This window comes from Pseudomonas sp. LB3P31, assembly GCF_054897945.1.
This window is the reverse complement of the sequence record NZ_CM142710.1, coordinates 960,523-984,457: the sequence shown is the minus strand read 5'-3', so window position 1 is coordinate 984,457 and position 23,935 is coordinate 960,523. Positions and strand designations below refer to the sequence as shown.

The 23,935-nt window shown below is 59.5% G+C and carries 29 protein-coding genes and 2 pseudogenes; 21 read left to right on the top strand and 10 right to left on the bottom strand.

Annotated features, from left to right (window positions below):
- Positions 1 to 100 precede the first annotated feature (100 nt).
- Positions 101 to 1,102 (bottom strand): DMT family transporter, encoded by a 1,002-nt coding sequence (locus tag ACYZTK_RS04295; RefSeq protein WP_462014853.1) that lies wholly within the window; start codon positions 1,100 to 1,102, stop codon positions 101 to 103.
- A 15-nt stretch (positions 1,103 to 1,117) separates the two neighbouring features.
- On the opposite strand from ACYZTK_RS04295, the gene ACYZTK_RS04290 reads away from it, so the two are divergent.
- Positions 1,118 to 1,681 (top strand): helix-turn-helix domain-containing protein, encoded by a 564-nt coding sequence (locus ACYZTK_RS04290; RefSeq protein WP_462013297.1) that lies wholly within the window; start codon positions 1,118 to 1,120, stop codon positions 1,679 to 1,681.
- Between the two features lie 357 nt (positions 1,682 to 2,038).
- Positions 2,039 to 2,353, top strand: coding sequence for a hypothetical protein (locus ACYZTK_RS04285; RefSeq protein WP_462013296.1), 315 nt, complete (start codon positions 2,039 to 2,041; stop codon positions 2,351 to 2,353).
- A gap of 184 nt (positions 2,354 to 2,537) precedes the next feature.
- Here ACYZTK_RS04285 and ACYZTK_RS04280 read toward each other — a convergent pair whose 3' ends face one another.
- A complete protein-coding gene (locus tag ACYZTK_RS04280) occupies positions 2,538 to 2,762 on the bottom strand; it encodes a hypothetical protein (RefSeq protein WP_462013295.1) in 225 nt (74 codons plus the stop codon).
- A gap of 106 nt (positions 2,763 to 2,868) precedes the next feature.
- On the bottom strand, positions 2,869 to 3,609 hold the full coding sequence (locus ACYZTK_RS04275) for a response regulator (protein ID WP_462013294.1): 741 nt from the start codon (positions 3,607 to 3,609) through the stop codon (positions 2,869 to 2,871).
- A 192-nt stretch (positions 3,610 to 3,801) separates the two neighbouring features.
- On the opposite strand from ACYZTK_RS04275, the gene ACYZTK_RS04270 reads away from it, so the two are divergent.
- Positions 3,802 to 4,860: an alpha/beta fold hydrolase gene (locus tag ACYZTK_RS04270; protein ID WP_462013293.1), complete on the top strand. Its 1,059-nt coding sequence runs from the start codon at positions 3,802 to 3,804 to the stop codon at positions 4,858 to 4,860.
- Positions 4,861 to 5,105: 245 nt separating this feature from the next.
- Here the strand turns inward: ACYZTK_RS04270 and ppnN are convergent, their stop codons facing one another.
- Positions 5,106 to 6,479: a nucleotide 5'-monophosphate nucleosidase PpnN gene (gene ppnN / locus ACYZTK_RS04265; RefSeq protein WP_462013292.1), complete on the bottom strand. Its 1,374-nt coding sequence runs from the start codon at positions 6,477 to 6,479 to the stop codon at positions 5,106 to 5,108.
- Positions 6,480 to 6,707: 228 nt separating this feature from the next.
- On the opposite strand from ppnN, the gene ACYZTK_RS04260 reads away from it, so the two are divergent.
- Positions 6,708 to 7,238 carry a DUF3087 family protein gene (locus tag ACYZTK_RS04260; protein ID WP_462013291.1) on the top strand — a complete coding sequence of 177 codons (531 nt, stop codon included), beginning with the start codon at positions 6,708 to 6,710 and terminating at the stop codon, positions 7,236 to 7,238.
- A gap of 16 nt (positions 7,239 to 7,254) precedes the next feature.
- Complete coding sequence (locus ACYZTK_RS04255; protein ID WP_462013290.1) at positions 7,255 to 8,832, top strand: sensor domain-containing diguanylate cyclase; 1,578 nt, start codon at positions 7,255 to 7,257, stop codon at positions 8,830 to 8,832.
- Between the two features lie 2 nt (positions 8,833 to 8,834).
- Here the strand turns inward: ACYZTK_RS04255 and ACYZTK_RS04250 are convergent, their stop codons facing one another.
- Positions 8,835 to 9,209 carry a DUF2784 domain-containing protein gene (locus ACYZTK_RS04250; protein ID WP_462013289.1) on the bottom strand — a complete coding sequence of 125 codons (375 nt, stop codon included), beginning with the start codon at positions 9,207 to 9,209 and terminating at the stop codon, positions 8,835 to 8,837.
- A 156-nt stretch (positions 9,210 to 9,365) separates the two neighbouring features.
- Here ACYZTK_RS04250 and ACYZTK_RS04245 point away from each other — a divergent pair, with 156 nt between their 5' ends.
- The 3 genes from ACYZTK_RS04245 to ACYZTK_RS04235 are packed head-to-tail and all read left to right on the top strand — an operon-like array spanning position 9,366 to position 10,578.
- Complete coding sequence (locus ACYZTK_RS04245; protein WP_462013288.1) at positions 9,366 to 10,067, top strand: AzlC family ABC transporter permease; 702 nt, start codon at positions 9,366 to 9,368, stop codon at positions 10,065 to 10,067.
- The gene (locus ACYZTK_RS04240) at positions 10,067 to 10,378 is read left to right on the top strand and encodes an AzlD domain-containing protein (RefSeq protein WP_462014852.1); all 312 of its coding nucleotides are present in this window, start codon (positions 10,067 to 10,069) and stop codon (positions 10,376 to 10,378) included. Before ACYZTK_RS04245 ends, ACYZTK_RS04240 begins: the two co-directional genes overlap by 1 nt.
- 53 nt (positions 10,379 to 10,431) lie before the next feature.
- On the top strand, positions 10,432 to 10,578 hold the full coding sequence (locus tag ACYZTK_RS04235; protein WP_462013287.1) for a hypothetical protein: 147 nt from the start codon (positions 10,432 to 10,434) through the stop codon (positions 10,576 to 10,578).
- Positions 10,579 to 10,631: 53 nt separating this feature from the next.
- On the opposite strand, the gene ACYZTK_RS04230 is transcribed toward ACYZTK_RS04235, so the two are convergent.
- Both ACYZTK_RS04230 and ACYZTK_RS04225 read right to left on the bottom strand, forming a co-directional pair.
- A complete protein-coding gene (locus tag ACYZTK_RS04230) occupies positions 10,632 to 10,904 on the bottom strand; it encodes a hypothetical protein (RefSeq protein WP_462013286.1) in 273 nt (90 codons plus the stop codon).
- Between the two features lie 234 nt (positions 10,905 to 11,138).
- The gene (locus ACYZTK_RS04225; protein ID WP_462013285.1) at positions 11,139 to 11,825 is read right to left on the bottom strand and encodes an SOS response-associated peptidase; all 687 of its coding nucleotides are present in this window, start codon (positions 11,823 to 11,825) and stop codon (positions 11,139 to 11,141) included.
- Positions 11,826 to 12,528: 703 nt separating this feature from the next.
- Here ACYZTK_RS04225 and ACYZTK_RS04220 point away from each other — a divergent pair.
- Together ACYZTK_RS04220 and ACYZTK_RS04215 are read left to right on the top strand one after the other, a co-directional pair.
- Positions 12,529 to 13,428 carry a polysaccharide deacetylase family protein gene (locus ACYZTK_RS04220; RefSeq protein WP_462013284.1) on the top strand — a complete coding sequence of 300 codons (900 nt, stop codon included), beginning with the start codon at positions 12,529 to 12,531 and terminating at the stop codon, positions 13,426 to 13,428.
- A gap of 109 nt (positions 13,429 to 13,537) precedes the next feature.
- Entirely contained in the window at positions 13,538 to 13,777 is a 240-nt protein-coding gene (locus tag ACYZTK_RS04215) for a DUF1652 domain-containing protein (protein WP_462013283.1), read from the top strand.
- 3 nt (positions 13,778 to 13,780) lie between these two features.
- On the opposite strand, the gene ACYZTK_RS04210 is transcribed toward ACYZTK_RS04215, so the two are convergent.
- The gene (locus ACYZTK_RS04210) at positions 13,781 to 14,674 is read right to left on the bottom strand and encodes a LysR family transcriptional regulator (protein ID WP_462013282.1); all 894 of its coding nucleotides are present in this window, start codon (positions 14,672 to 14,674) and stop codon (positions 13,781 to 13,783) included.
- 127 nt (positions 14,675 to 14,801) lie between these two features.
- Here ACYZTK_RS04210 and ACYZTK_RS04205 point away from each other — a divergent pair, with 127 nt between their 5' ends.
- The 9 genes and pseudogenes from ACYZTK_RS04205 to ACYZTK_RS04165 form a co-directional block, all read left to right on the top strand.
- On the top strand, positions 14,802 to 15,950 hold the full coding sequence (locus ACYZTK_RS04205) for a muconate cycloisomerase family protein (RefSeq protein ID WP_462013281.1): 1,149 nt from the start codon (positions 14,802 to 14,804) through the stop codon (positions 15,948 to 15,950).
- A gap of 10 nt (positions 15,951 to 15,960) precedes the next feature.
- The gene (gene catC / locus ACYZTK_RS04200; RefSeq protein ID WP_247292946.1) at positions 15,961 to 16,251 is read left to right on the top strand and encodes a muconolactone Delta-isomerase; all 291 of its coding nucleotides are present in this window, start codon (positions 15,961 to 15,963) and stop codon (positions 16,249 to 16,251) included.
- Positions 16,252 to 16,305: 54 nt separating this feature from the next.
- Entirely contained in the window at positions 16,306 to 17,235 is a 930-nt protein-coding gene (catA, locus tag ACYZTK_RS04195) for a catechol 1,2-dioxygenase (RefSeq protein ID WP_462013280.1), read from the top strand.
- A gap of 239 nt (positions 17,236 to 17,474) precedes the next feature.
- On the top strand, positions 17,475 to 18,434 hold the full coding sequence (locus ACYZTK_RS04190; protein WP_462013279.1) for an AraC family transcriptional regulator: 960 nt from the start codon (positions 17,475 to 17,477) through the stop codon (positions 18,432 to 18,434).
- Positions 18,435 to 18,692: 258 nt separating this feature from the next.
- Positions 18,693 to 20,054: a benzoate 1,2-dioxygenase large subunit gene (gene benA, locus ACYZTK_RS04185; protein ID WP_462013278.1), complete on the top strand. Its 1,362-nt coding sequence runs from the start codon at positions 18,693 to 18,695 to the stop codon at positions 20,052 to 20,054.
- Positions 20,054 to 20,542, top strand: a complete 489-nt coding sequence (gene benB / locus ACYZTK_RS04180) for a benzoate 1,2-dioxygenase small subunit (RefSeq protein WP_462013277.1) — start codon at positions 20,054 to 20,056, stop codon at positions 20,540 to 20,542. Before benA ends, benB begins: the two co-directional genes overlap by 1 nt.
- A 10-nt stretch (positions 20,543 to 20,552) precedes the next feature.
- A complete protein-coding gene (benC, locus tag ACYZTK_RS04175) occupies positions 20,553 to 21,566 on the top strand; it encodes a benzoate 1,2-dioxygenase electron transfer component BenC (RefSeq protein ID WP_462013275.1) in 1,014 nt (337 codons plus the stop codon).
- Between the two features lie 147 nt (positions 21,567 to 21,713).
- Positions 21,714 to 22,487, top strand: a complete 774-nt coding sequence (locus ACYZTK_RS04170) for a 1,6-dihydroxycyclohexa-2,4-diene-1-carboxylate dehydrogenase (protein ID WP_462013274.1) — start codon at positions 21,714 to 21,716, stop codon at positions 22,485 to 22,487.
- Positions 22,475 to 22,579: pseudogene (locus ACYZTK_RS04165) on the top strand (alpha/beta hydrolase); the annotation flags it as partial. The gene ACYZTK_RS04170 and the pseudogene ACYZTK_RS04165, both read left to right, overlap by 13 nt.
- A 7-nt stretch (positions 22,580 to 22,586) precedes the next feature.
- On the opposite strand, the gene ACYZTK_RS04160 reads toward ACYZTK_RS04165, so the two are convergent.
- Positions 22,587 to 22,949: an NUDIX hydrolase gene (locus tag ACYZTK_RS04160; RefSeq protein WP_462013273.1), complete on the bottom strand. Its 363-nt coding sequence runs from the start codon at positions 22,947 to 22,949 to the stop codon at positions 22,587 to 22,589.
- 204 nt (positions 22,950 to 23,153) lie between these two features.
- Between ACYZTK_RS04160 and ACYZTK_RS04155 the strand changes: the two are divergent.
- Positions 23,154 to 23,267, top strand: a pseudogene (locus tag ACYZTK_RS04155) (DUF2188 domain-containing protein); the annotation flags it as partial.
- A gap of 10 nt (positions 23,268 to 23,277) precedes the next feature.
- Here the strand turns inward: ACYZTK_RS04155 and ACYZTK_RS04150 are convergent.
- The gene (locus tag ACYZTK_RS04150) at positions 23,278 to 23,517 is read right to left on the bottom strand and encodes a hypothetical protein (protein ID WP_462013272.1); all 240 of its coding nucleotides are present in this window, start codon (positions 23,515 to 23,517) and stop codon (positions 23,278 to 23,280) included.
- 164 nt (positions 23,518 to 23,681) lie between these two features.
- Between ACYZTK_RS04150 and ACYZTK_RS04145 the strand changes: the two genes are divergently transcribed.
- On the top strand, positions 23,682 to 23,897 hold the full coding sequence (locus ACYZTK_RS04145) for a hypothetical protein (RefSeq protein WP_462013271.1): 216 nt from the start codon (positions 23,682 to 23,684) through the stop codon (positions 23,895 to 23,897).
- Positions 23,898 to 23,935 lie beyond the last annotated feature (38 nt).

Here is a 23,935-nt window from a genome sequence, read left to right as displayed (position 1 = left end):
TTTGTGAAGCATCATACGTGCCAGTCCCAGGATTACCAAACGCTAACCTGTGGCAGAATCCTACACGGATTGCGGAAAAGTCCTGCTTTTCATGGTTTTCCTACAGGGTTGGGGTTTCCAATTCCTCTGCAGCAGCAACCACCTTACCCTTGGTCTTCAACTCACTGACAATCACCGCCGCCACAATCAACCCCGCCCCAACCAATGCGATCGCCGGCAAGCGTTCCCCGGCAATCCGCCCAACGATCCCCGCCCAAACCGGTTCGCCCGCATATATCAGGGTGGCCCGGGTCGGTGAGACGCTTTTCTGCGCCCAGTTCATCGCCACCTGAATCGCCGCACTGGCCGCGCCCAGACCCAGGGCGCTGCACAGCAGCAGCCAGGAAAAATCCGGAATCCGCTCCTGGGTCGGCACTACCATCAGGAACGCCAGCGCCGAAGTGACCGCCAGTTGCACCACCGTCACCCGGCGCACGTCCACTTTGCCGGCGTAGTTGCTGATCATGATGATCTCCGCAGCAATTGCCACGGCGCTGATCAGGGTGACGATTTCACCCGGGCTGAAATTGAACGAAGCGCCCGCAGGCCCCGACAGCAGCATTAGCCCGGTAAACGCCAGCATGATCCCGATACTCGGCATCAAGCCCGGGCGCCGGCCCAGCACCAGCCACTGCAACAGCGGCACAAAGGGCACGTACAGCGCCGTAATAAATGCCGACTGGCTGCTGGGAATGGTTTGCAGGCCTACCGTCTGCAAGCCATAGCCGAGCATGATCGCCACTCCAATAAAGGCCCCGGCCTTGAATTCGAACAGCGTCAGGTCACGCAGCTGACGCCAGGAAAACACGGCAACGATAAGCGCGGCTGCGGCGAAGCGCAGGCCGACGAACAACATCGGCCCGCTGACGGTCATGGCATGCTGAACCAGCAGGAAAGTCCCGCCCCAGATCATGGTGATCACTACCAGCACGCACTCGGCTTTGCTGAGCCGCGAGAAACGGGGAGAGGGGTGGGATGAGTTCGCCGACGTCATGACCTTGCGCGCTACCTGAGGGCGACGCACAATGCGTCGAATGTTGCGCAGTATACTGCCCAACCCCATCGAGTGAGCAATATAGTGCACAAAGATTCCCCGCCGCGGGCTTCGGTCCTCCAACACGTCAGCCAGAATCTGCGGCGCCTGCGCCATGCCGCTGACATGAGCCAGACGGCCCTTGCGCAAAAGTCCGGGGTCAGCCGGCGGATGCTGGTGGCGATCGAGGCGGGCGAAAAAAACGTCAGCCTGACCACGCTTGATCGTGTGGCCGAAGCGCTGGAAGTCGCCTTCAGCGACCTGATCCAGGCCCCCGATGCTCGCGATCCAAGCCGAATCAACGAACTGGCCTGGGCCGGCACCATTCCCGGCAGCAAGGCAGTGTTGCTGTCCAAGGCCAGTGCTACCCGGGAGGTGGAGCTCTGGGAATGGCGCCTGGAACCGGGCGAGCACTATCCCTCCGAGCCCGATGCCGATGGCTGGAGCGAACAGTTCTATGTCTTCGAAGGCTGCCTGACACTGATGGTCGGCGACGTGCCGCACAAGATCGACGCCGGCGAGTTCTTCATGTTCGCCAGCAACCAACCTCATTCCTATCGCAACGAGGGAGAAGTGGCGGTGCGCTTTGTGCGCAATGTGGTGATCTGAACTATTGGCCGATCAACACTGGATACAAATTTTGCTGTTCTGAAGCTAAAAGATTGGCAACGCCTTTTCTGAATCCAGCAAAGCGCCGGGGCCAGCCTGCGGTTAAGTAAACAAGTTTTCGGTAATAACTCCAAGCCTGTCGCCATGACAGGCTTTGTCGTAGCCCCTTCGTGCTCGACGTAGCCAGTTAAGCCTCCATTACCATTCGTCAGAAACAAGAACCGAACTGTTATTATTGACAGTAGACGCCTTCGCGATGCCGGTGTTGTATATAGCTCAGTGCTACTGCGAGTTCTAATTAAGTTGGGCACCAACATCCGAACCAATCGAATCTTTATACTTTGAAGGGGAATCGAAATGTCAGATAAACTTGAGGCTCCAAAGGTTGAATGGATAGAAAAGATTTATAGCTTGACTTTCCCAAAGTCAATCGGTGAAGTGACCAAGAAAGGTTACCATATTCACGCTTGGTTTAAAGGGACAAATACCTCTAGGGTTGCGTTTGGCACTCTCCCAGTGACTTACGATGGGGAGGGTGGCGGGGTGGAATTCAAAGTTGAAAGAAAAGATATTATCCTAAAGGGTAAGACTGTGATATTTCTTTACACTATAGATGACCTAGACAGTTTGGCGAAGTATCGCTCAGAAGAGGTTATGCTTCCGCTCGTTTGATTAAACGTTGGCGCTTAATCAGTGCTCTGTTTACGGATTAGAGCACTGTTAACTCTATGTGCTGCTCCAGGAACAGTTGTTCAGCATTTTGTCTCGTTAGACGTCCTCTGTTTCCTGTCGCGCTGAATGAAGTCTCGAAATTGCGCGGCTTATCCATTCTGGCGCGACTCCTGCGTAAGGACTCTCAATAACGCTGATACTTCGAACCAAACTCAGGGCGGTTTTCCGCAACATACAGTTTGCTCGCCTGAACATTCTTATGCTCAACGCCAACCGTGTTGACGTTCAACGTAGCCGGTTGGCTGACCTTGGCGCTGACGACCACTTGCGCAGCAGCGTGAGGTGCAGCAATGGCCGAAGTGGCGCCAAATACTGAAAGGGCAAATCCAAGACCGATAATGATTTTCATGATGCAGCTCCAGAGCGTGGGAAGAAGATGTCGCCACTCTAGAGCTGTCGCCCGCTGATGAAAAAACACCCGTGCGCATAGTCTTTATCAAGGCTGTTGATCGGGATCAGCCCTGCGCGCCGAGCATCTCTACCGGGTACGAGAACACATAGCCTTCGCTGCGCACGGTCTTTATATAGGTCGGCTCGCGCGAGTCATCCATCAGGCGCTGGCGCAAGCGGCTCACCAGCAGGTCGATCGAGCGGTCAAACAGGTCGGCATCGCGACCCTGGGTCAGGTTCAGCAGCTGGTCGCGGCTGAGCACCCGCTGCGGATGATCGAGGAATACCCGCAGCAGACGGTATTCGCCGCCGCTCAGGGCGACCATGGTGTCATCTTCGTCCAGCAGATGGCGGGCGGTGGTGTCCAGCCGCCAGCGGCCAAATCCCAGCAACTGGCCACTTTCGCTGATCAGCAGGTTCGGCGGCAGCATCCGCGTGCGCCGCAGCACGGCGTTGATGCGCGCGAGCAGTTCGCGGGCGGAGAAGGGTTTGGTCAGGTAATCGTCGGCGCCCATCTCCAGGCCAAGGATGCGATCGGTTTCATCGTTGCGCGCCGTGAGCATCAGGATCGGCGTGGCCTTGTGCTTGCCCGAGCGCAATTCGCGACACAGCAGCAGGCCGTCATCGCCGGGCAACATGATGTCCAGCACGATCAGGTCTACCTGGTTGCCATCGAGAAAACTGCGCATCTGCCGGCCATCGGCAACCACCGTGGTGCGCAAACCGTTTTTCTTCAGGTAATTGCCGACCAGCTCGCGGATCTCGCGATCGTCGTCGACGATCAGAATGTGGTTCACATGTTCCATCGCTCGATTCTCTGGTTATTGAGCCGTGGTTTTGTATCGCACTGTATCCGCCGCGCGGTTGGACACGTTACGCCTCATTGGCGGATTTTTGCGACACATGGCAGATACCCCAGGCCTGCTTAATGGGCTGCAGCTAAGCAAGATCACCTACGCTTATCGCCACCCATTTAGCCACCTGCAGGAGCGCTCAGCATGAAGATGTCCGAATCAAAGAATAGATCCGCTGCACGCCGGCGTCTGGTCGGCCCGTCGATCCTTGCCTGTGCCTTGATGCAATTGGGCGCGCTTGGGATTGCGAGTGCCCAGGCCAGCACGCCTGCGACGCCGGTTGCGGCCAAAGTCGATGCCTATACCCCATTCGGCCCGCTGAAGCACGTCGAAGCCGGTCTGCTCAATGTGGCCTACGCAGAGGTTGGCCCCGCTGACGGTCCGGTGGTGATTCTGCTGCATGGCTGGCCTTACGACATCCACAGCTACACCGAGGTAGCGCCGTTGTTGGCAGCGAAAGGTTATTGCGTGCTCATCCCTTATGCGCGGGGTTACGGTGATACTCGTTTTCTCTCCGACAAGACCCTGCGCAACGGCCAGCCCGCTGCACTGGCCAGTGATGTGATCGACTTCATGGACGCCCTCAAGATCAAGCGCACAGTGCTGGGTGGCTATGACTGGGGCGCACGCTCGGCGGACATCGTTGCGGCACTCTGGCCGGAGCGGGTCGAAGCATTGGTAGCGGTTAGCGGTTATCTGATCGGCAATCAGGCCGCGGGCAAGAACCCGTTGCCGCCGAAGGCCGAATTGCAGTGGTGGTACCAGTTCTATTTCGCCACTGATCGCGGCCAGGCCGGTTACGAAAAGAATCGCCATGATTTCGCCAAACTGATCTGGGAACTGGCGTCACCGAAATGGACCTTCGACGACGCTACGTTCAATCGTAGCGCGGCGGCCCTGGACAATCCCGATCACGTCGCCATCACGGTCTTCAACTACCGTTGGCGCCTGGGGTTGGTGCAGGGTGAAAGCCAATACGAGGCGCTGGAACAGAAACTGGCCAAGGCACCTGCCATCAGCGTCCCGACCATCACCCTCGAAGGCGACGCCAACGGCGCCCCGCATCCAGCTCCCGAAGACTATGCGAAACGCTTCACCGGCAAATACGAGTTCCGCCTGATCAACGGCGGCATTGGCCACAACCTGCCCCAGGAAGACCCGCAGGCCTTCGCCAAGGCTGTGATTGATGCCGATAATTTGTGATGGGTGATCGACACAAGACCCGTGGGAGCCAGGCTTGCCCGCGATGGCGGTGTGTCAGGCAATAAATTTGTCGGCTGGATGACCGCCATCGCGAGCAGGCTCACTCCCACTTTTGGCTGTGGTGATTTGCAGGATGGGTGATCGACACAAGACCTGTGCATCACGTTGTCGCATCGTTATTCCCTGAAAGGCAGCGAGCCGAAGCAGTGGCTTCGGCTCGCGATGTTGCAAGACACGCCGTGCGCTTATGCAACCACTCGATAACACGGCACATACGCCGCGCCACCCGGCAGTTTCATCCGGTGCTGGGCGACAAAGGCCTTGAGCAGTTGATCCAGGGGTTGCATGACCGCGGCGTCACCACGGATCTGATACGGACCGTGTTCCTCGATCAGACGAATGCCCTTGTCCTTGACGTTGCCAGCGACGATCCCGGAGAACGCCCGGCGCAGGTTGGCCGCCAGTTCGTGGGCCGGCAGGTCGCGGCTGAGGTCCAGGTTGGCCATGTTTTCGTGAGTCGGATCGAACGGGCGCTGCAGGCTTTCGTCGATTTTCAGCAGCCAGTTGAAGTGGAACGCGTCATTGCGCTCGCGGCGGAACTGCTTGACCGCCTTGAGGCCCTGGGTCATTTGCCGGGCGACCTCGGCGGGGTCGTCGATGATGATCTCGTAGTGCTGCTTCGCTGCGTCGCCCAGGGTGGCGCCGACAAACGCGTCGAGCTGCTCCAGGTACGGTGCGGCATGTTTCGGCCCGGTGAGGATGACCGGGAAGGGCAAGCCCTTGTTGTCCGGGTGCATCAGGATTCCGAGCAGGTACAGGAACTCTTCGGCGGTACCGGCGCCGCCCGGGAAGATGATGATGCCGTGGCCCACTCGCACAAAGGCTTCCAGGCGTTTTTCGATGTCCGGCAAAATCACCAGCTCGTTGACGATCGGGTTGGGCGCCTCGGCGGCAATGATCCCGGGCTCGGTCAGGCCCAGGTAACGGCCACCGTGGATGCGCTGCTTGGCGTGGCCGATGGTCGCGCCCTTCATCGGGCCTTTCATCACGCCCGGACCGCAGCCGGTGCAAATGTCCAGGCTGCGCAGGCCCAGTTCATGGCCCACTTCCTTGGTGTACTTGTATTCCTCGGTGTTGATCGAGTGGCCGCCCCAGCACACCACGATCTTCGGCTCGATGCCGGGACGCAGGGTGCGGGCGTTGCGCAGCAAGTGGAACACGTAGTCGCTGATGCCCTGGGAGTTGCTCAGGTCGATGCGCTGGCTGTCGAGTTCGTTTTCGGTATAGACGATGTCGCGCAGGGCGCTGAACAGCATTTCCCGGGTGCTGGCGATCATTTCGCCGTCGACGAAAGCGTTGGCGGGGGCGTTCACCAGTTCGAGGCGCACGCCACGGTCCTGCTGGTGAATGCGGATTTCGAAATCCTTGTAGGCTTCGAGGATGGTCTTGGCGTTATCAACATGCGCGCCGGTATTGAGGATGGCCAGGGCGCACTGGCGGAAGAGGGTGTAGGTACTGCCGGATCCGGCTTCGCTCAGTTGCTGCACTTCACGTTGAGAAAGGGTTTCCAGGCTGCCTTTTGGGCTGACAGAGGCGTTGATTACGTGTCGTTGGGTCATTCAGTGATCCTTAAAACGATGTCACTCACACGGGGATCGGCAAATGGCATCCGAATAGTGTGTATCCATGAAAGAAGATGGCACGAACTGCGCAGTATCGCCACGTTGCCCTTTGACGATGAAAAGATGAAAAGGAGCTCCAGCATAGCTAAATCTGACGGGGAGGCGATAATGCCCCGCAGACTTTTGCCCCACAATCCATTACCTGACGCAAGGAACCCCGTCGCAATGTTTGAAATCCAGCCGATGAACGCCCAGACCTATCGACAACAGACTCGGCGCAGCACGGTCATTATTGCCTTGGCGTTCCTCGCGCTGGCGATGCTGCTGTCGACGGTGGCGGTGGCTTTGTTCGGCGAGCCAGGCGGCGACAACATGCGTTTTAATGTCGGCGGGGTATTCGTCGCGGTGTTGCTGATGGTCGCGCTGATGCGCGGGCTGTTCTGGAACCAGCCGTGGATGGCGGCAGCGGTCTATGGCTGGCAGCTCAAGCGCAGCCTGATGAGCGTCACCAACGTCATGCACCAGGTGACTGCGGCGGTGGAGCGCGATGATCCGCGTGCAATCAAATTGCTACGCTTCTATCATCTGGGACTGACGCAAATGCACGAGCTGGATGGCAACTCCAGCGACCATGGGCAATTGAACCGTGAGATCGACCAGCACAAGGCGCGGATGGAAGTGCTGGGCATCGACATCGGGCAGACACGACTGGATCCCGCCTGGATCGATGCCGTAAAGCAGACACCGAAACCATAAGAGGTCAGGGATTGACATGGGACAACTGTCCATCAACGATCAGATCGACAACGCACAACCGGCCCAGCTGTTAAACGGCGGCCTGGCGGTGTCGAGGCTGAAGATTCGTTCACTGGTGTTTTTCCTGATCGCCGTATGCCTGTCGATGGCCACCATCGCTGGCTGGGAAGTCTGGAGTTCACGCCAGTATCACCTGCGCGACAAGGAAGTGGCGATGTCCAACCTTGCGCAGGCCCTGGCCTGGCAGGCGCAGGCGTCGATCAAGCAGGCTGACACGCTGCTGCTGACCCTGGTCGAGCGCCTCGAGAGCGAAGGCATAGAATCGGCACGCCTGCCGCGCATGCAACGCCTGCTCAGCGTCCAGCGCCGTGAGTTGAGCCAGCTGCACGGCTTGTTCGTCTATGACGAAACAGGGCAATGGATCGCCAATTCCAACGGCGCCGACCTGCCCAACGCCAACAACTCCGACCGCGAATACTTCATGTTCCACCGCGATCATCGTGACAGCGGACCGCACATCGGCCCGTCGATCAAGAGCCGGTCCAGCGGCGAATGGATCATGACCGTGTCGCGCCGGGTCAATCATCCGGACGGCAGTTTTGCCGGCGTGGCCCTGGCCACCATCCACCTGAGCCACTTCCTCGCGCTGTATGACAGCATCGACATGGGCCGCAACGGCGTAATCAACCTGATCGCCGCCAACGCAACCATTGTCGTGCGCCGTCCGTTCAAGGAGTCCGAGGTCGGTAGCAGTGTCGCCAATGGCCCGCTGTTTACCCAGCTGTTGCCGCTGGGTGATTCCGGGACTGCCAGGGTCCGCTCGGTGGTCGATGGCGTCGAGCGAGTGGTCGGATTTCGACGGGTCGAAGGTTATCCGCTGATCGTCTTCGCCGCGCTTAACCAGGAAGAGGTACTGACCGGCTGGCGCGAGGAATCGTGGCTCAGCGCGGGCATCGTCTCCCTGTTCCTCGCGCTGCTGGGAGTACTCGGCTATCGCCTGATCCGCCTGATGAGGCAGCAGAATCATATCCAGAGTGTCTTGCTCGACGCCCAGGAAAAGCTCCTTGAGGTCAACCGCGGCCTGGAGTTGATCGCGCTGGAGGACGCCCTGACCGGCCTGTCCAATCGACGCCAGTTCGATCTGTTCATCATGACCGAGATGCGCCGGGCCCGCCGCACCCAGACTCACCTGGCGTTGCTGATGATCGATGTCGATCACTTCAAACGCTTCAACGACTTGTACGGGCATGTCGCCGGCGACGCTTGCCTGCGCCGGATCAGTTCGATCATCAGTGAGCACATCAAGCGTCCCGGTGACCTGGCGGCCCGCTATGGCGGCGAAGAGTTCACTGTGGTGCTCCCCGGTACCGACTATGTTGGCGCGTTCCTGGTGGCGGAAAAAATCCGTCTCGCGGTGCAGCTGGCGGCGATCGAACACAGCGAGGGCGTCGATGGGGCGGTCACCGTCAGCGTCGGAGTCTGCGCCTGGGACACGGCATCGCATGATGTGCCCGACGACCTGGTGCGCGCTGCCGATCGAGCGCTGTACGTGGCCAAGGCCAGTGGGCGCAACATGAGCGTGATCGACAAGTAGCTTCAGGGACGCTCGCGCTGCCTCATTTGCAAGAGCAGCCGCAGGTAGACCCAGAGGTTGATCGCCAGCACCACGGCGCCGAGTCCCATTTGGATAGCCGGGGTCAGGCCGGCCGGGTAGATGGCCGGCCAGATGTAGTGCTCGACGAAACCGCCGCCGTAGCCGGTCTGCCCGGCTGCGGCGCGCATGCGGTTTTCCCATTCAGTCAGCGGGCACATCAGGTGCAAGACTTCCACCGAGATGCCCCAGGCGACCGCCGGCAGGTGTAGCAACGCCAGCCGGCGCCATTTGAGCACCAGCAGCCCGCCAAACAGCACGAACAGAATGAACAGCAGATGAAACAGCACCAGCCCGTCGGCGGCGATTCGATAGAGCATGCGCACGTCCCTGGTTTGTGCCTGATTAAGTGGACCATGTTACTCGGTGCCGCTGACCGTTCGTGGAGCCCGGCAGGATTAAAACTGAAATTGTGCATGCCATCGCGGGCAAGTGCTGGCACAGTCGCAGGTCTTTTTTCCAAGTTGCAGAGCGCCATGTCCAACTCACACATGCCCCGTAGCGCATTCTTGCGCGGCGCCGTGGCGATCCTTCCCCTGTCCCTGGCGACTGCGCCATGGGGACTGCTGGCAGGTTCCGTGGCCATCGAAGCCAACCTCACACCCCTGCAAGGCCAGGGCCTGTCGAGCATCGTGTTCGCCGGTGCCGCCCAGTTAGTGGCGATCGGCATGCTCAAAGGCGGGGCAGGGATTTTCTCGATCCTGCTAACCACGCTGCTGCTGACGTCCCAGCATCTGCTGTATGGCATGAGCCTGCGCTCGGTGATTTCCCCGCTACCGGGGCGCTGGCGAGTGGGGCTGGGCTTTTTGCTCACCGACGAACTGTTCGCCCTGACCAGCCAGCACGACAAACAGCAGTTCAATCGCTGGTACGCACTGGGTGTCGGGCTGACGTTCTACATCGCCTGGAACCTTTTCACCCTGGCCGGCATTGTGCTGGGCAGCAGCATTCCGGGGCTGGAACACCTAGGCCTGGACTTCTCGATTGCCGCGACCTTTATCGCCCTGATCACCCCCGTGGTGCGCAATGTGCCGACGGTGGTGTGCGTCGCCGTCGCGCTGTTCTGCTCGGTGTTGTTCAGCCACTGGCAGTGGGGTTCGGCGCTGGTGCTGGCGGGGCTGGCGGGGATGACCGCAGGTTTCCTGTGCAACAAACTTTATCTGGGGCAAACGGCATGATGGTCTGGGCGGTGATTATCGGAATGGGCGTGCTGGTGTTTCTCAACCGCTACGTATTTCTGGAGCCGCGCCTGCCGGTGCGCTTGAGCAGCAACGCGAGGCAATTTCTCGGCTTCGCGGTGCCTGGCATGCTTACCGCCATCTGCGGACCGATTGTGTTTATGCCGGATAAACAGTTGAACCTGCAGTGGGACAATCCCTATCTGCTCAGTTCGTTGGTCGCGGTGGGGTTGGTGTTGTATACCCGCAGCACCTTGCTCAGCATGTTGTTGAGCATGGGTTTTTTCTTTTTGCTGCGATGGTGGCTGTGAATCTGTTCTACGCTGAGAACGGATGAACCATCCCTTCAGGAAGAGAGGTGAGCATGGCAAATGAACACGAGCCGCCAGATCCGGATGAACCTACGGAAGAGGAAATAGCAGAGGAACAAAAACGCTCCACCCCGACCTGGAAACACGACGACAGCCGGGAGCTGTCAGAACGGGATGAAGAGCGTCCGTTAAAACCCTGAATAGCGTTTGCGGCAGCTCCTGCATCGTTACGGGCTGGAGCTGTGGTAGGGTTTCACACATCTTCGATCAGGGTGAAATCGGGGTGCGCCGCCCGATAGCCCAGGGTCTTGTCGACCCAGGCGTTCAGTTCATTGACCATCACCGGAGGCTGACCCGGGTAGCGCTGCAAGGCTGCGCGCAGGGTGGGATCGATATTGGGCACTGCTGCCAGGTTTCGGGACTTGATGTATTGCCCGATGAAACAGTCGAGTTGATAGCGTTCTGTGGTCGACAGGTGGACACATTCAAGGCTGGTGACTTGCTTGATATAAAAATCGTCGCGCAACTGGGTTCTCTGCAAGGCTGAAGTTACTGGGTTTTCCGCCCTATCTGACTCTTCGGTCAATAAAGGACTGTCGATGGAAATGCGGCGCGCATGCTAGCGGCACTGATCCTGAATGTATGTATGGCAGTCGAAATGTCAGACAAGCGGTGGCGCGGCATATGGCCATGGCTGTTCCAGTTTGTTTCGTCGATGAAACAGTCTGTGTAACGATTCAGTTGTCGATATATTTAAAGTTTATTGCTGTTCGATTTCTTCGATCAGTTCGGGCCCCTGGTTCCGCGAATTGCCCACTGCCTTGCCGACTCTGTACCACTCGAATACATCGCTGGCCTCGCCTTGGAACAGTGCCATTTGTTCAGCGCGTTCCTTGGGCGTGGCGGGGTCGAGCCATTCCCGCGCGAGTTCTGGCGACAGCACTATGGGGCGGCGGTCGTGGATGTCGAGCATGCCTCCAGCACTGTCGGCAGTGAGGATGACAAAACCGTCTTCAGGGTTGGGCTCGGCGTCGTCCCGGGGAAACTGGCCGATGGCGGCGCAGTAGACGGGCGCCCGATCCTTGCGGCGGATCAGCCAAGGTTGTTTGCCGGATTGGCCGTTGTCGACCCATTCGAACCAGTTGTCGACGGGCACGATGGCCCGATGCGGCCAGATGGGCCGGAAGTAGGGGCCATGGGCAACCTTTTCGACCCGGGCGTTGATGGGCGGGGCGCGATCCTTGGCCCAGTGCGGCCGCCAGCCCCAGCGCACGGAGTCGGCGTGCAGGCCATCGTTTTCCAGGTGCAGCAGGGCGAGGCGGGTGGTGGGCGCGGCGTTGTAGCGAGCCAGGGGCTCATCGCCAACGTGGTTGATCAGGGCGTCGGGGATGCTCAGCGCTGCAACAAAATCATGTATGCCGCGGTATTGGGTCAGGCGTCCGCACATGGGCGTGATCCTCAGGGGTGTGGATCTTTTGATGGTGTTTCTTGGGCTGTGTTCATATCAGTTGCTGTTCCGGATCGCTGGTTACCCCCGTTCTCTGTGGGAGCTGTGTGGGAGCTGTAGGAGCTGTCGAGTGAAACGAGGCTGCGATCTTTTGATCTTGCTGTGTACATATCCGTTAATTCGGCAACGGCCTCTATTGGTTCCGCTTTTACAGCGGGTCACTTGGAACAGCCCCAAGTAACCAAGGGCTTCTTGCCCCACCACTCGGCACACCGAGCCTGGGCGAGGTGCCGAGTGGTGGGGCAAGAGCGCTTTGGTTACTTTCGCGCTCTTCGAAAGTGACCCGCCGTAAGGGCGGAACCAATAGAAGCCGGTACCGCAGCAACGGATATGTACACAAAAAGAAGCAAGATCAAAAGATCGCAGCCTCGTTTCACTCGACAGCTCCTACAGGGTGGTCTGCACCCCAACCGTTGCAAGCCGCAAACAAGCGGGCTTGCACGCGAAGGCATCGTGACATTCGGTATCAATGTTGAATGCCAGTCCGCTTTCGCGAGCATGCCCGCTCCCACAGTGGAACCTCATCAGGCATGCACTTGGTGATTGGCAGCTCATACCCCGCCACTTGAACCAAACACCCTGTACCCTATCCAACCTGCGCCCACCGCCCTGCACGGGCGTAATAGTCTGGCCAAGGCATACCATGAAACAGCTGTTCAAGCTCCTCGCTCCACTCGTTATAGCCGCCGGGCTGGTGGGGTGTATCGCTGCACCCATCCCCATGACCACACAAACCGCACAAGGTCTGGAAGCCCAACCACCGATCCGGTTCCTGCTGACGTTCGACGATGGCCCCAGCGCCTCAAGCTTCTGGAATCCGACGATGACCGTGCTCGACAGCCTGGCGCAAAACCCGCTGCAGCCGGGGATCAAGGCGGTGTTTTTCGTGCAAACCCGCGCTTCCAGGGCCGGGGGCAGTGAGATCGGGCGTCAGGTCATGCATCGTGAACAGGTTGAAGGCCAGATCCTCGGTTTTCACACGGCCACCCCCGGGCACAGCAACCATCGGTCCCTGGATGACGTGGATCTGGAACAGTCGCTGAGCAATGGCAGTGCCGATATCGCCGCCATCACCGGTGCGCCACCGACCCTGGTGCGGCCGCCGTTCTGGAACTACGACAAGCGCACTTTCGCCGCCTATCAACGGCATGGCCTGCATGTGCTGCTGACTGACCTCAGTGCCAACGACGGCAAGATCTGGGGTTTCAACGCCAGCCCGCAGCGGCGTTCGCACATGCTGCGGTCAATGTCCGAGGTGCGCGAGCGCATCGCCCGGGGTGAACTGCCGGTGGTGGACGGGGTGATCCCGGTGGTGGTGACCTTTCATGACCTCAATCGCTACACCGCTCGCCACACCCGCGAGTATCTGCAGATCCTCCTGGACAGCGCCCAGGAGACGGGAGTGAAAGTTGCGCAAGTACCGTTTTACGACGACACGGCCGCCCTGCAACGTGCTGCCATGGCCCGCACCGTGAAAGACAGTTCGCAGCCGGTGGACCTGCCGGGGCTGTGGAACTGGATCTGGTCGGGGGATTCGAAGTAAAAAATTGCTCAAAATGAGAGCTGGATAACATTGCGGCGGCCGCGCAATCCTGAAACCGGATCTATTCTCATTGGGACTTTTCCATTAACTGCCGCCCGAGTCGTCAGCCATGGTGCCCATTTCCGTCCTTTGCAGCATTGTCGAATCCGGTTTCAATTCGCTGTCCTGCGAATGCACGGAGAGCCGTGGATTACTGCGAATCGAAGTAGTCGACCCTGAAACCGGGAAGGTCGAGTTTCTGATAACCGGCGTGTCCGTAACGGACTTGACCACCATCCGCGACATCAACGGCCTCATCGCAGAGTTGCGCTCGGAAATGAACGCCGGGCGACGCGCGTTCGCAGGATAGAGTTCAGCCCTCCAGCTTGCGCGGCAACAACTCATCAATCATCTGCAAACAATGCCTCAACCCCGGGGACACATCGCCCACCCGCCGACTGAGAATGATCGGTGAAGTCGCGTTGTCTTCCAGAATCGCTGTAAAGCCGATGTCGTCACGGTGCACCAACTGCACCGAGGCCGGCACCAGGGTCACTCCGATGCCAGCCCCAACCAGGCCGATCGCGGTCTGCAGCTCGTTGGTCCACTGCGCCACCTGGATACTCACGCCATAGGATTCGAACAGCGCAATGACATGGTCGGCATAACTGGGCCGCGGATTGCCCGGGTATAACACGAAGGGTTCCCTGGCCAGGTCGCGCAGACTGATCGGCGCGCCCAGCAACGGGTGGCCGGCGGGGAGGGCGGCGACCAGGCGGTCTTCGGTGAGCACAGTCTGGATGATGGTCGGGTCGTCGATGCGGATTCGCCCAAAGCCGATATCAATCCTGCCGGCCTTGAGCGCATGCACCTGCTGCAGCGTGGTCATTTCCGACAGCCCCAGCTCCAGCTCCAGCGGCTCGCCGCTGCGCAGGCGGCGGATCAGCTCCGGCAACACGCCGTAGAGCGTCGATGGCGCAAAACCGATGCCCAGCCAGGTTTTTTCCCCCAGGCCAATGCGCCGGGTGTTGTCACACACCTTGCCCAACTGGTCGAGCAGGGCGCTGGAGTGTTCGTGGAAGAACCGGCCGGCATCGGTCAGCTTCAACGGCCGCCCGCGTTCCAGCAACACCACCCCCAACTCATCCTCCAGCTGCTGGATCTGCCGACTCAAGGGCGGTTGGGCGATGTGCAGCAACTCGGCGGCGCGAGTGAAGTTGAGGGTTTTCGCCAGTACCTGGAAATAGCGCAAGTGACGCAGTTCCATGCAGCCTCCATAAACTAAACGTTTGCATACCTTTAAGGTATCAAGTCAGACCAATTCTATATTGGCTTCCGGAAAAAAGCCGTACCAGAATCGGTTCCAGAACTCCAAGAACCTGACGGGTATCGAAATGCTTGCAACCGCCATTGAATCGATCGAGACGATCATCGTTGATCTGCCGACCATTCGCCCGCACAAGCTGGCTATGCATACCATGCAGAACCAGACCCTGGTGATCATTCGCGTGCGTTGCGCCGACGGCATCGAAGGCATCGGTGAATCCACCACCATTGGTGGCCTGGCGTATGGCAACGAAAGCCCCGACAGCATCAAGACCAACATCGACCGCCACTTCGCGCCGCTGCTGCTGGGTCAGGACAGCGCCAATGTGAATGCCGCGATGTTGCGCCTGGAGCGCAGTATCCGCGGCAACACCTTCGCCAAATCAGGTATCGAAACCGCGTTGCTCGATGCCCAGGGCAAACGCCTGGGCCTGGCGGTCAGCGAATTGCTCGGCGGCCGGGTGCGCAATGCGCTGCCGGTGGCCTGGACTCTCGCCAGCGGCGATACCGCCAAGGACATCGCCGAAGCGGAGCAGATGCTCGACCTGCGCCGCCACCGCATCTTCAAGCTGAAAATCGGCGCCGGCGAAGTCAATCGTGACCTGGCCCATGTGATCGCCATCAAGAAAGCCCTGGGCGATCGTGCGAGCGTGCGGGTCGATGTCAATCAGGCCTGGGACGAAGCGGTGGCCATCCGTGCCTGCCGGATGCTCGGTACCAACGGCATCGACCTGATCGAACAGCCGATCTCGCGTAACAATCGCTCCGGCATGGCCCGCCTGAATGCCATGAGCCCGGCGCCGATCATGGCCGACGAGTCCATCGAGTGCGTGGAAGATGCATTCAACCTGGCCCGTGAGGGCGCCGCTTCGATCTTCGCCCTGAAGATCGCCAAGAATGGTGGCCCGCGCGCAGTGCTCAAGACTGCAGCGATTGCCGAAGCGGCGGGTATCGGCCTGTACGGCGGCACCATGCTTGAAGGCGGGATCGGCACCATGGCCTCGGCCCAGGCGTTTATCACCTTGAACAAACTGGCGTGGGACACCGAGTTGTTCGGCCCGTTGCTGCTGACCGAAGACATTCTCAGCGAGCCGCTGGAATATCGCGATTTCGAGCTGCACGTGCCAGCCACCCCGGGCCTGGGCCTGAAACTGGATGAAGAGCGCCTGGCGTTTTTCCGCCGTGACAAATCTTTCACTGTTCTTCATCAAGTCTGAGGAGTGCATCATGCTGTTCCACGTAAAGATGACCGTGAATTTGCCGGTCGACATGAATACCGAGCTGGCGACCAAACTGAAGGCTGACGAAAAGGCTTTCTCCCAGCGCCTGCAAGACCAGGGCAAGTGGCGTCACCTGTGGCGCATCGCCGGGCTGTATGCCAACTACAGCGTGTTCGATGTCGACAGCGTGCAGGAACTGCACGACCTGCTGATGCAATTGCCGCTGTACCCGTACATGGCGATCGAAGTCACCGCGATGTGCCGGCATCCTTCGTCGATCCGCGAGGATGACCGCTGAACCCAGCCTGTTCAGTTCGCTATGCCAATAATTACAAGATGAGGAACCGCTAAAATGAACGTCAAGATTTCCCACACTGCCGAAGCACAGAAATTTCTCGAAGAGGCCAGCGGCCTGCATAACGACGCCGGCAGCCCACGGGTCAAGGCGCTGATCTACCGCATCCTGCGGGATTCGGTGAACATCATCGAGGACCTGGCGGTAACGCCGGAAGAGTTCTGGAAAGCCGTCAACTACCTCAACGTCCTGGGTTCGCGCCAGGAAGCCGGGCTCGTCGTTGCTGGCCTTGGGCTGGAGCACTACCTCGACTTGCTGATGGACGCCGAAGACGAGCAGGCCGGCAAGGCTGGCGGCACTCCACGGACCATTGAAGGCCCGCTGTATGTGGCCGGTGCGCCATTGTCGGACTTGGAAGCGCGCCTGGACGACGGCGTGGATCCGGGCGTGACCCTGTTCATGCAGGGCCAGGTGCTCAACACCGCCGGTGAACCCCTGGCTGGTGCCGTGGTGGATGTCTGGCACGCGAACACGGGCGGCACTTATTCCTACTTCGATACCACCCAGTCGGAATTCAACCTGCGCCGGCGCATCGTCACCGACGCTGAAGGCCGCTACCGTTTCCGCAGCATTGTGCCGTCGGGCTACGGCTGCCCGCCGGACGGTCCGACCCAGCAACTGCTCGATCAGTTGGGTCGTCATGGCCAACGCCCGGCGCATATCCACTTCTTCATCTCGGCAGCGGACCATCGCCACCTGACCACCCAGATCAACCTGGACGGTGATGAGTACCTGCACGATGACTTCGCCTACGCCACCCGTGACGAGTTGATCGCCAAGATCACCTTCAGCGAAGATCAGGCTCGTGCGGCGGACTACGGTGTCAGCGGTCGTTTTGCGGAAATCGACTTCGACTTCACCTTGCAGTCGTCGGCTCAGCCTGAAGAGCAGCAGCGGATGGAGCGGGTTCGCGCACTCGAGGATTGATCTTTGGAGTGCTCGTGAGGTGGAATCAACTTCAACATCTATGTTGAATGTTACTCCGCTTTCGCGAGCAAGCCCGCTCCCACATTTGACCGTATTTCTTCAGGAAGAATGGGGTCCAATGTGGGAGCGGGCTTGCTCGCGAAGGGGCCAGAAGCCCCACAGGTCAGCCCACTGACACACCGCCCCAAGTATTACCTTAGAATGTCCGTAGCACCCATAACAACAACGAGAGTACCCCGATGATGCACGCGCAACTGTTGAGTCAGCGCAGCACTGTATTCGACCACGCCGACCCATACGCGGTGTCGGGCTACGTCAATCAGCATGTCGGCAACCATTGCATCCGGATGCCTCGTGCCGGGCAGCCCCTGGCCAGCCTCAATCATCGTAAATTCGCCAGCCTCGACTTGTGCCGCATCAGCTATGGCGGCAGCGTTCGTGTCACCTCGGGCGCGCTGGAAACCATCTATCATCTGCAAGTGTTGTTGCGCGGCAATTGCCTGTGGCGTGGTCATGGCCAGGAACATTACTTCGCCCCTGGCGAGTTGCTGCTGATCAATCCCGACGATCCGGTCGACCTGACGTACTCCGACGATTGCGAAAAATTCATCCTCAAGGTGCCCACCTCGCTGTTCGAGTCCGTGTGCAACGAACAGCGCTGGCGTTATCCGGGGCAGGGCGTACGGTTCCTCGAAAACCGCTATCAGCTCAATGAGCTGGAAGGTTTTGTCAACCTGCTGGCGATGATCTGCCAGGAGGCCGAGGCCACTGAACAGATCCTCCGGGTGCAGGAGCACTACGCGCAGATCATCGTCAGCAAGATGCTCGGCCTGATGAAGACCAACGTCATCCGCCTGGAACTCGGCTCCCAGGCTGCCACGTTCGAGGCCATTGCCGATTACATTGCGCGCAATCTCAAGCAGGAGATCGACAGCGAAGAACTCGCACGCCAGGCCAGCATGAGCCTGCGTTCCTTGTACGGCCTGTTTGAGCGCAACGCGTGTACCACACCGAAAAACTACATCCGCCAGAAGCGTCTGGAACGGGTCAACGCCTGCCTGAGCGACCCGACCTGCATCGTGCGCAACGTCACCGAAGTGGCGATGGATTACGGTTTCCTGCACCTGGGACGGTTCTCCGACAGCTACCGCAAACAGTTCGGCGAGCTGCCCTCGGACACCCTCAAGCGCCGGCATTGAACCCGCAACACCGCATCCTCCTGTAGGAGCTGCCGAGTGCAACGAGGCTGCGATCTTTTGATCTTGATTTTGATTTTGAAAAAGCAAGGTCAAAAGATCGCAGCCTCGTTGCACTCGGCAGCTCCTACAGAGATTGTGCAAACATTGAAACTTGCGTTGCACTAATCGGATAAAGGTCTGCACCCAGCGGATAGTCCACTCCAGTCCCCCCGTCCTAGCATGAGCCTTGCCTGAATAAAAACAATGGAGGCGGCGGCCATGACCCTGCGACCCGAATACCTGCAATCCCTGCTTGAAGACGATCCAGAGCAGGGCATCTATCGCTGCAAACGCGAGATGTTCACCGACCCGCGCCTGTATGACCTCGAGATGGAACACATCTTCGAAGGTAACTGGCTGTACCTCGCCCACGAAAGCCAGATCCCCAACAAAAACGATTTCTACACCACCACCATGGGGCGCCAGTCGATCTTCATCGCGCGCAACAAGGACGGTGAGCTCAATGCCTTCATCAACGCCTGCAGTCACCGCGGCGCGATGCTCTGCCGCCACAAGTCCGGCAACAAGAGCTCCTATACCTGCCCGTTCCACGGCTGGACCTTCAACAACTCCGGCAAGCTGCTCAAGGTCAAGGACCCGGCTGCGGCTGGCTACCCGGCCAGCTTCAACTGCGAAGGCTCCCACGACCTGACCAAAGTCGCGCGTTTCGAGTCCTATCGCGGCTTCCTGTTCGGCAGCCTCAAGGCCGACGTAGTGCCGCTGACAGAACACCTGGGCGAGTCGGCCAAGATCATCGACATGATCGTCGACCAGTCCGCCGATGGCCTGGAAGTGCTGCGTGGTTCCTCCAGCTATATTTACGAAGGCAACTGGAAGCTCACCGCCGAAAACGGTGCCGACGGCTACCACGTCAGCTCCGTGCACTGGAACTACGCCGCCACCCAGAACCAGCGCAAGCAGCGCGAGGCCGGCGATACCAATCCGACCATGAGTGCCGGCAGCTGGGCCAAGCAGGGCGGTGGTTTCTATTCCTTCGACAAGGGCCACATGCTGCTCTGGACCCGTTGGGCCAACCCCGAGGACCGTCCGCTGTACGAACGTCGCGACGAACTCGCCCAGGACTTCGGCAAGGCTCGCGCCGACTGGATGATCGAAAACTCGCGCAACCTGTGCCTGTACCCCAACGTATACCTGATGGACCAGTTCAGCTCGCAGATCCGCATCGCCCGGCCGATCTCGGTCAACCGCACGGAAATCACCATCTACTGCATCGCCCCCAAAAGCGAAAGCGATCACGCGCGCTCCAGCCGGATTCGCCAGTACGAAGATTTCTTCAACGTCAGTGGCATGGCCACGCCGGACGATCTTGAAGAGTTTCGTTCCTGCCAGACCGGTTACCAAGGTAGCGTGACCGGCTGGAACGACATGTCCCGTGGTGCCGAGCACTGGGTCGAGGGCGCCGATGAAGCCGCCAAGGAAATCGACCTGCATCCGTTGCTCAGCGGCGTGCGCACCGAGGACGAAGGCCTGTTCGTGCTGCAGCACAAGTACTGGCAGCAGACCATGCTCAAGGCGCTGGCCGCCGAGCAGTCGAAGCTGATTGCCGTGGAGTCCGTGTGATGACCATTACCTACGAAGCCGTGCGCGATTTCCTCTACCGCGAAGCACGCTATCTCGACGACCGCCAGTGGGATGAGTGGCTGGAGCTGTACGCCCCGGACGCCACCTTCTGGATGCCATCCTGGGACGACAACGACGAACTGAGCGAAGACCCGCAGCGGGAAATCTCGCTGATCTGGTACGGCAATCGCACCGGCCTTGAAGACCGCGTATTCCGCATCAAGACCGAGCGCTCCAGCGCCAGCGTGCCGGACACTCGCACTTCGCACAACCTCAGCAACATCGAGCTGCTGGAACAGGCTGACGGCCTGTGCAAGGTGCGCTTTAACTGGCACACCCTGAGCTTTCGCTACAAGACCGTCGACAGCTATTTCGGCAGCAGCTTCTACACCCTGGACATGCGCGGTGAAAACCCGCTGATCAAGGCCAAGAAAGTGATCCTGAAGAACGACTACGTTCGCCAGGTCATCGATGTCTACCACTTGTGAGGCCGTCGCCATGACTCATTCCATCGCGTTCAATTTCGAAGACGGCGTCACCCGGTTCATCGACGCCAATCCTGGTGAAACAGTGGCCGACGCCGCGTACCGCCAGGGCATCAATATCCCGCTCGATTGCCGTGACGGCGCCTGCGGTACCTGCAAATGTTTTGCCGAGGCCGGTCGTTATGATCTGGGCGAGGAATACATCGAGGACGCCTTGACGGCCGACGAAGCCGAGCAGGGTTTTGTCCTCACCTGCCAGATGCGCGCGCAGAGCGATTGCGTGGTGCGGGTGCCGGCGTCTTCCGACGTCTGCCGCACGCGCCAGGCCAGTTTCGAGGCGACTATCAGTGCCGTGCGCCAGTTGTCCGACAGCACCATCGTGCTGTCGATCAAGGGCGAAGCGTTGAGCAAACTGGTGTTCCTGCCGGGCCAATACGTGAACCTTGGGGTGCCGGGCAGCGCCCAGACCCGTGCCTATTCATTCAGCTCGCTGCAGCGTGACGGCGAGGTCAGTTTCCTGATTCGCAATGTGCCGGGCGGCTTGATGAGCAGCTTCCTCACCGGCATGGCCAAGGCCGGCGACAGCATGAGCCTGGCCGGCCCGCTGGGCAGCTTCTATCTGCGCGACATCCGTCGGCCGTTGTTGCTGCTGGCCGGCGGCACCGGGCTGGCGCCGTTCACCGCAATGCTGGAAAAAATCGCCGAGCAGGGCAGTGAATATCCGCTGCATCTGATCTACGGCGTGACCAATGATTTTGACCTGGTGGAAATGGATCGCCTGGAAGCCTTCGCCGCGCGCATCCCCAATTTCAGCTTCAGCGCCTGCGTGGCCAGCCCTGACAGCCAGCATCCGCTCAAGGGCTATGTGACCCAGCACATTGAACCCAAACATTTGAACGACGGTGACGTCGATGTCTACCTGTGCGGCCCGCCGCCGATGGTCGAAGCTGTCAGCCAGTACATTCGCGAGCAGGGCATTGCGCCGGCGAATTTCTACTACGAAAAGTTCGCCGCCAGCGCGGCGTGATTCTCGCCCCACAGCGATCCCATGTAGGAGTGAGCCTGCTCGCGATGGCGGCGGAACATTCAGCGTGGTATGTCGCCCGTGAAATTGCTATCGCGAGCAGGCTCACTCCTACAAAAAAAATATGGCACCCGAGATATCGAGGTACACATGCACAGATTTCACGAAAAAGTCGCACTGATCACCGGCGCCGCCCAAGGCATCGGTCGACGAGTTGCCGAGCGCATGGCAGCCGAAGGCGCCCGATTGATCCTGGTCGACCGCTCCGAACTGGTCTTCGAGGTGCAACAACAATTGGCCGGGCACAGCCAGGTGCTGGCGCTGACCGCCGACCTCGAGCAATACGGCGAGTGCACCCGCGTGATGCGAACCGCCATCGAGCACTTCGGCCGACTCGACATCCTGATCAACAACGTTGGCGGCACCATCTGGGCCAAACCGTTCGAGCACTACGAAGCCGAGCAGATCGAGGCTGAAGTGCGCCGTTCGCTGTTCCCGACGCTGTGGTGCTGTCATGCCGCACTGCCGTTCATGCTGGAACAGGGCAGCGGGGCGATTGTCAACGTGTCCTCCATCGCCACCCGCAGCATCAACCGTGTGCCGTACGGCGCGGCGAAAGGCGGGGTCAATGCACTGACCGCCTGCCTGGCGTTCGAAACCGCCGGCCGCGGCATACGGGTCAATGCGACGGCGCCCGGCGGCACCGATGCACCTCCGCGAGCCATCCCGCGCAACAGCGCCGAACAAAGTGCCGAAGAGAAGGTGTGGTACCAGCAGATCGTCGATCAGACGATCGACAGCAGCTTGATGAAACGTTACGGCACGCTGGATGAGCAGGCAGCAGCTATCCTGTTCCTGGCCAGCGACGACGCGTCCTACATCACCGGAATGACCATGCCCGTAGGCGGCGGCGACCAGGGCTGACATCACGCGCCAGCCATGTGTCACTGGCGTCGATGCCCGCCGAGGTGGCGGCGTTTATCGACAAGGCTGCAACGGCACTGGCCAAGGCCTGATCAACGTTCACAGGCGACGCTGAAACGCTTTGACGATCCGCAGCGTGGCGTCGCTGGTGTTCAGGTTCTGCACCGCGTCCAGCGGAAACCACAGGCAGTCGACGATTTCATTTTGCGGGCGAGCCTCATCCAAATTGAGCACCGACGCCTCATAAACGTGGTGCCGGGTGGCACCCGATTCCAGGGCCATCAGGTAGAGCAGCCCGTCGACGCTCAGGCTGGTTTCTTCCTGGAGTTCCCGAACGGCGGCGTCGGCAATGCTCTCGCCAGGCTCGACCTTGCCTCCAGGCAATGTCCAGCGGCAGCGATGCTTGCGGACCAACAGGATATGGCGATCCTGCTCGCAGATGACGGTTGCGCGTACTTTCATGCTCTATCCAAATACTGTCTGTCACAAAAATGCCATGAAACTGCAATATTTAGACCGTGCAGCGTGGGCTTTCAGATGATTGGAGCCCGGGATGAAGGTGAAAGTGCCAACTCTGACGCCGCGACGTCTGGTCAGCACCCTCACGGTTGCAGGTGTAAGGTAGGCAGGTCAATTCTGGTCAAGAATGCCTGAATGGAGGTTGTCATGAGTGTACCGATGCTGAACAAGATGCATATGAACGGTTACGACGTACTCAGCGTAAATAATGGCCCCTGGCGGGTCTTACGCAGCGCTGGCGAGAGAGTCCGCTCCCTCGCCATCTGATCATTCAGTGCGCCTGGTGGCGAGTGATCGCCCTGGCCTTGACCTCCCCGGCATATAGCGCCAGGCGTTGTTCATCCCCCTGCAGGACTTCACAGAGGCGTTTGGCCGCCTTTGCGTCCACCTCATTTCCCGCCTGTTGCAATTGCTCGGCAATGCGTAAAAGCTCCACCGCCGACCAGCGCAAGTCCGAAGCAACGCCCTGCAAGTCTCGCCGAAGCTGCTGTTCCGATTCGTTAAGCCACATGCTCACCTCCTGCAATAATTCTCCGTCTCGACATACTAGACGGCTGTGGCGGATGCGTTGGTGCGCTGCGACGAGCTGCCTTTGGTCGGGACAGTTAACCTAACCTGCAGGCGCGATGTCGTACTGGAGTAGCGATTTTGCGCTCGGATGCCAGGCCAATTCAAATGACGACGACCGATGATTTCAGATTTCATGCGCACGAGCTGATCGTTGATCTGGACGCGGCCACTACGCAAATGATGCAGCTGATTTCGGCTCATCAACTCAGCGGCCCGGAGTGGGAGCGGGTCACCCAATGGCAACACGAGGCCTACGAACGCTGGATGACTTACCTCAATACGCGGTCCTATCCAGCCGCAGGCGAAGACAGAGCGCATTGATGAGCTTTTGTGTATCGAATGGATGTATGCGCCGGGAC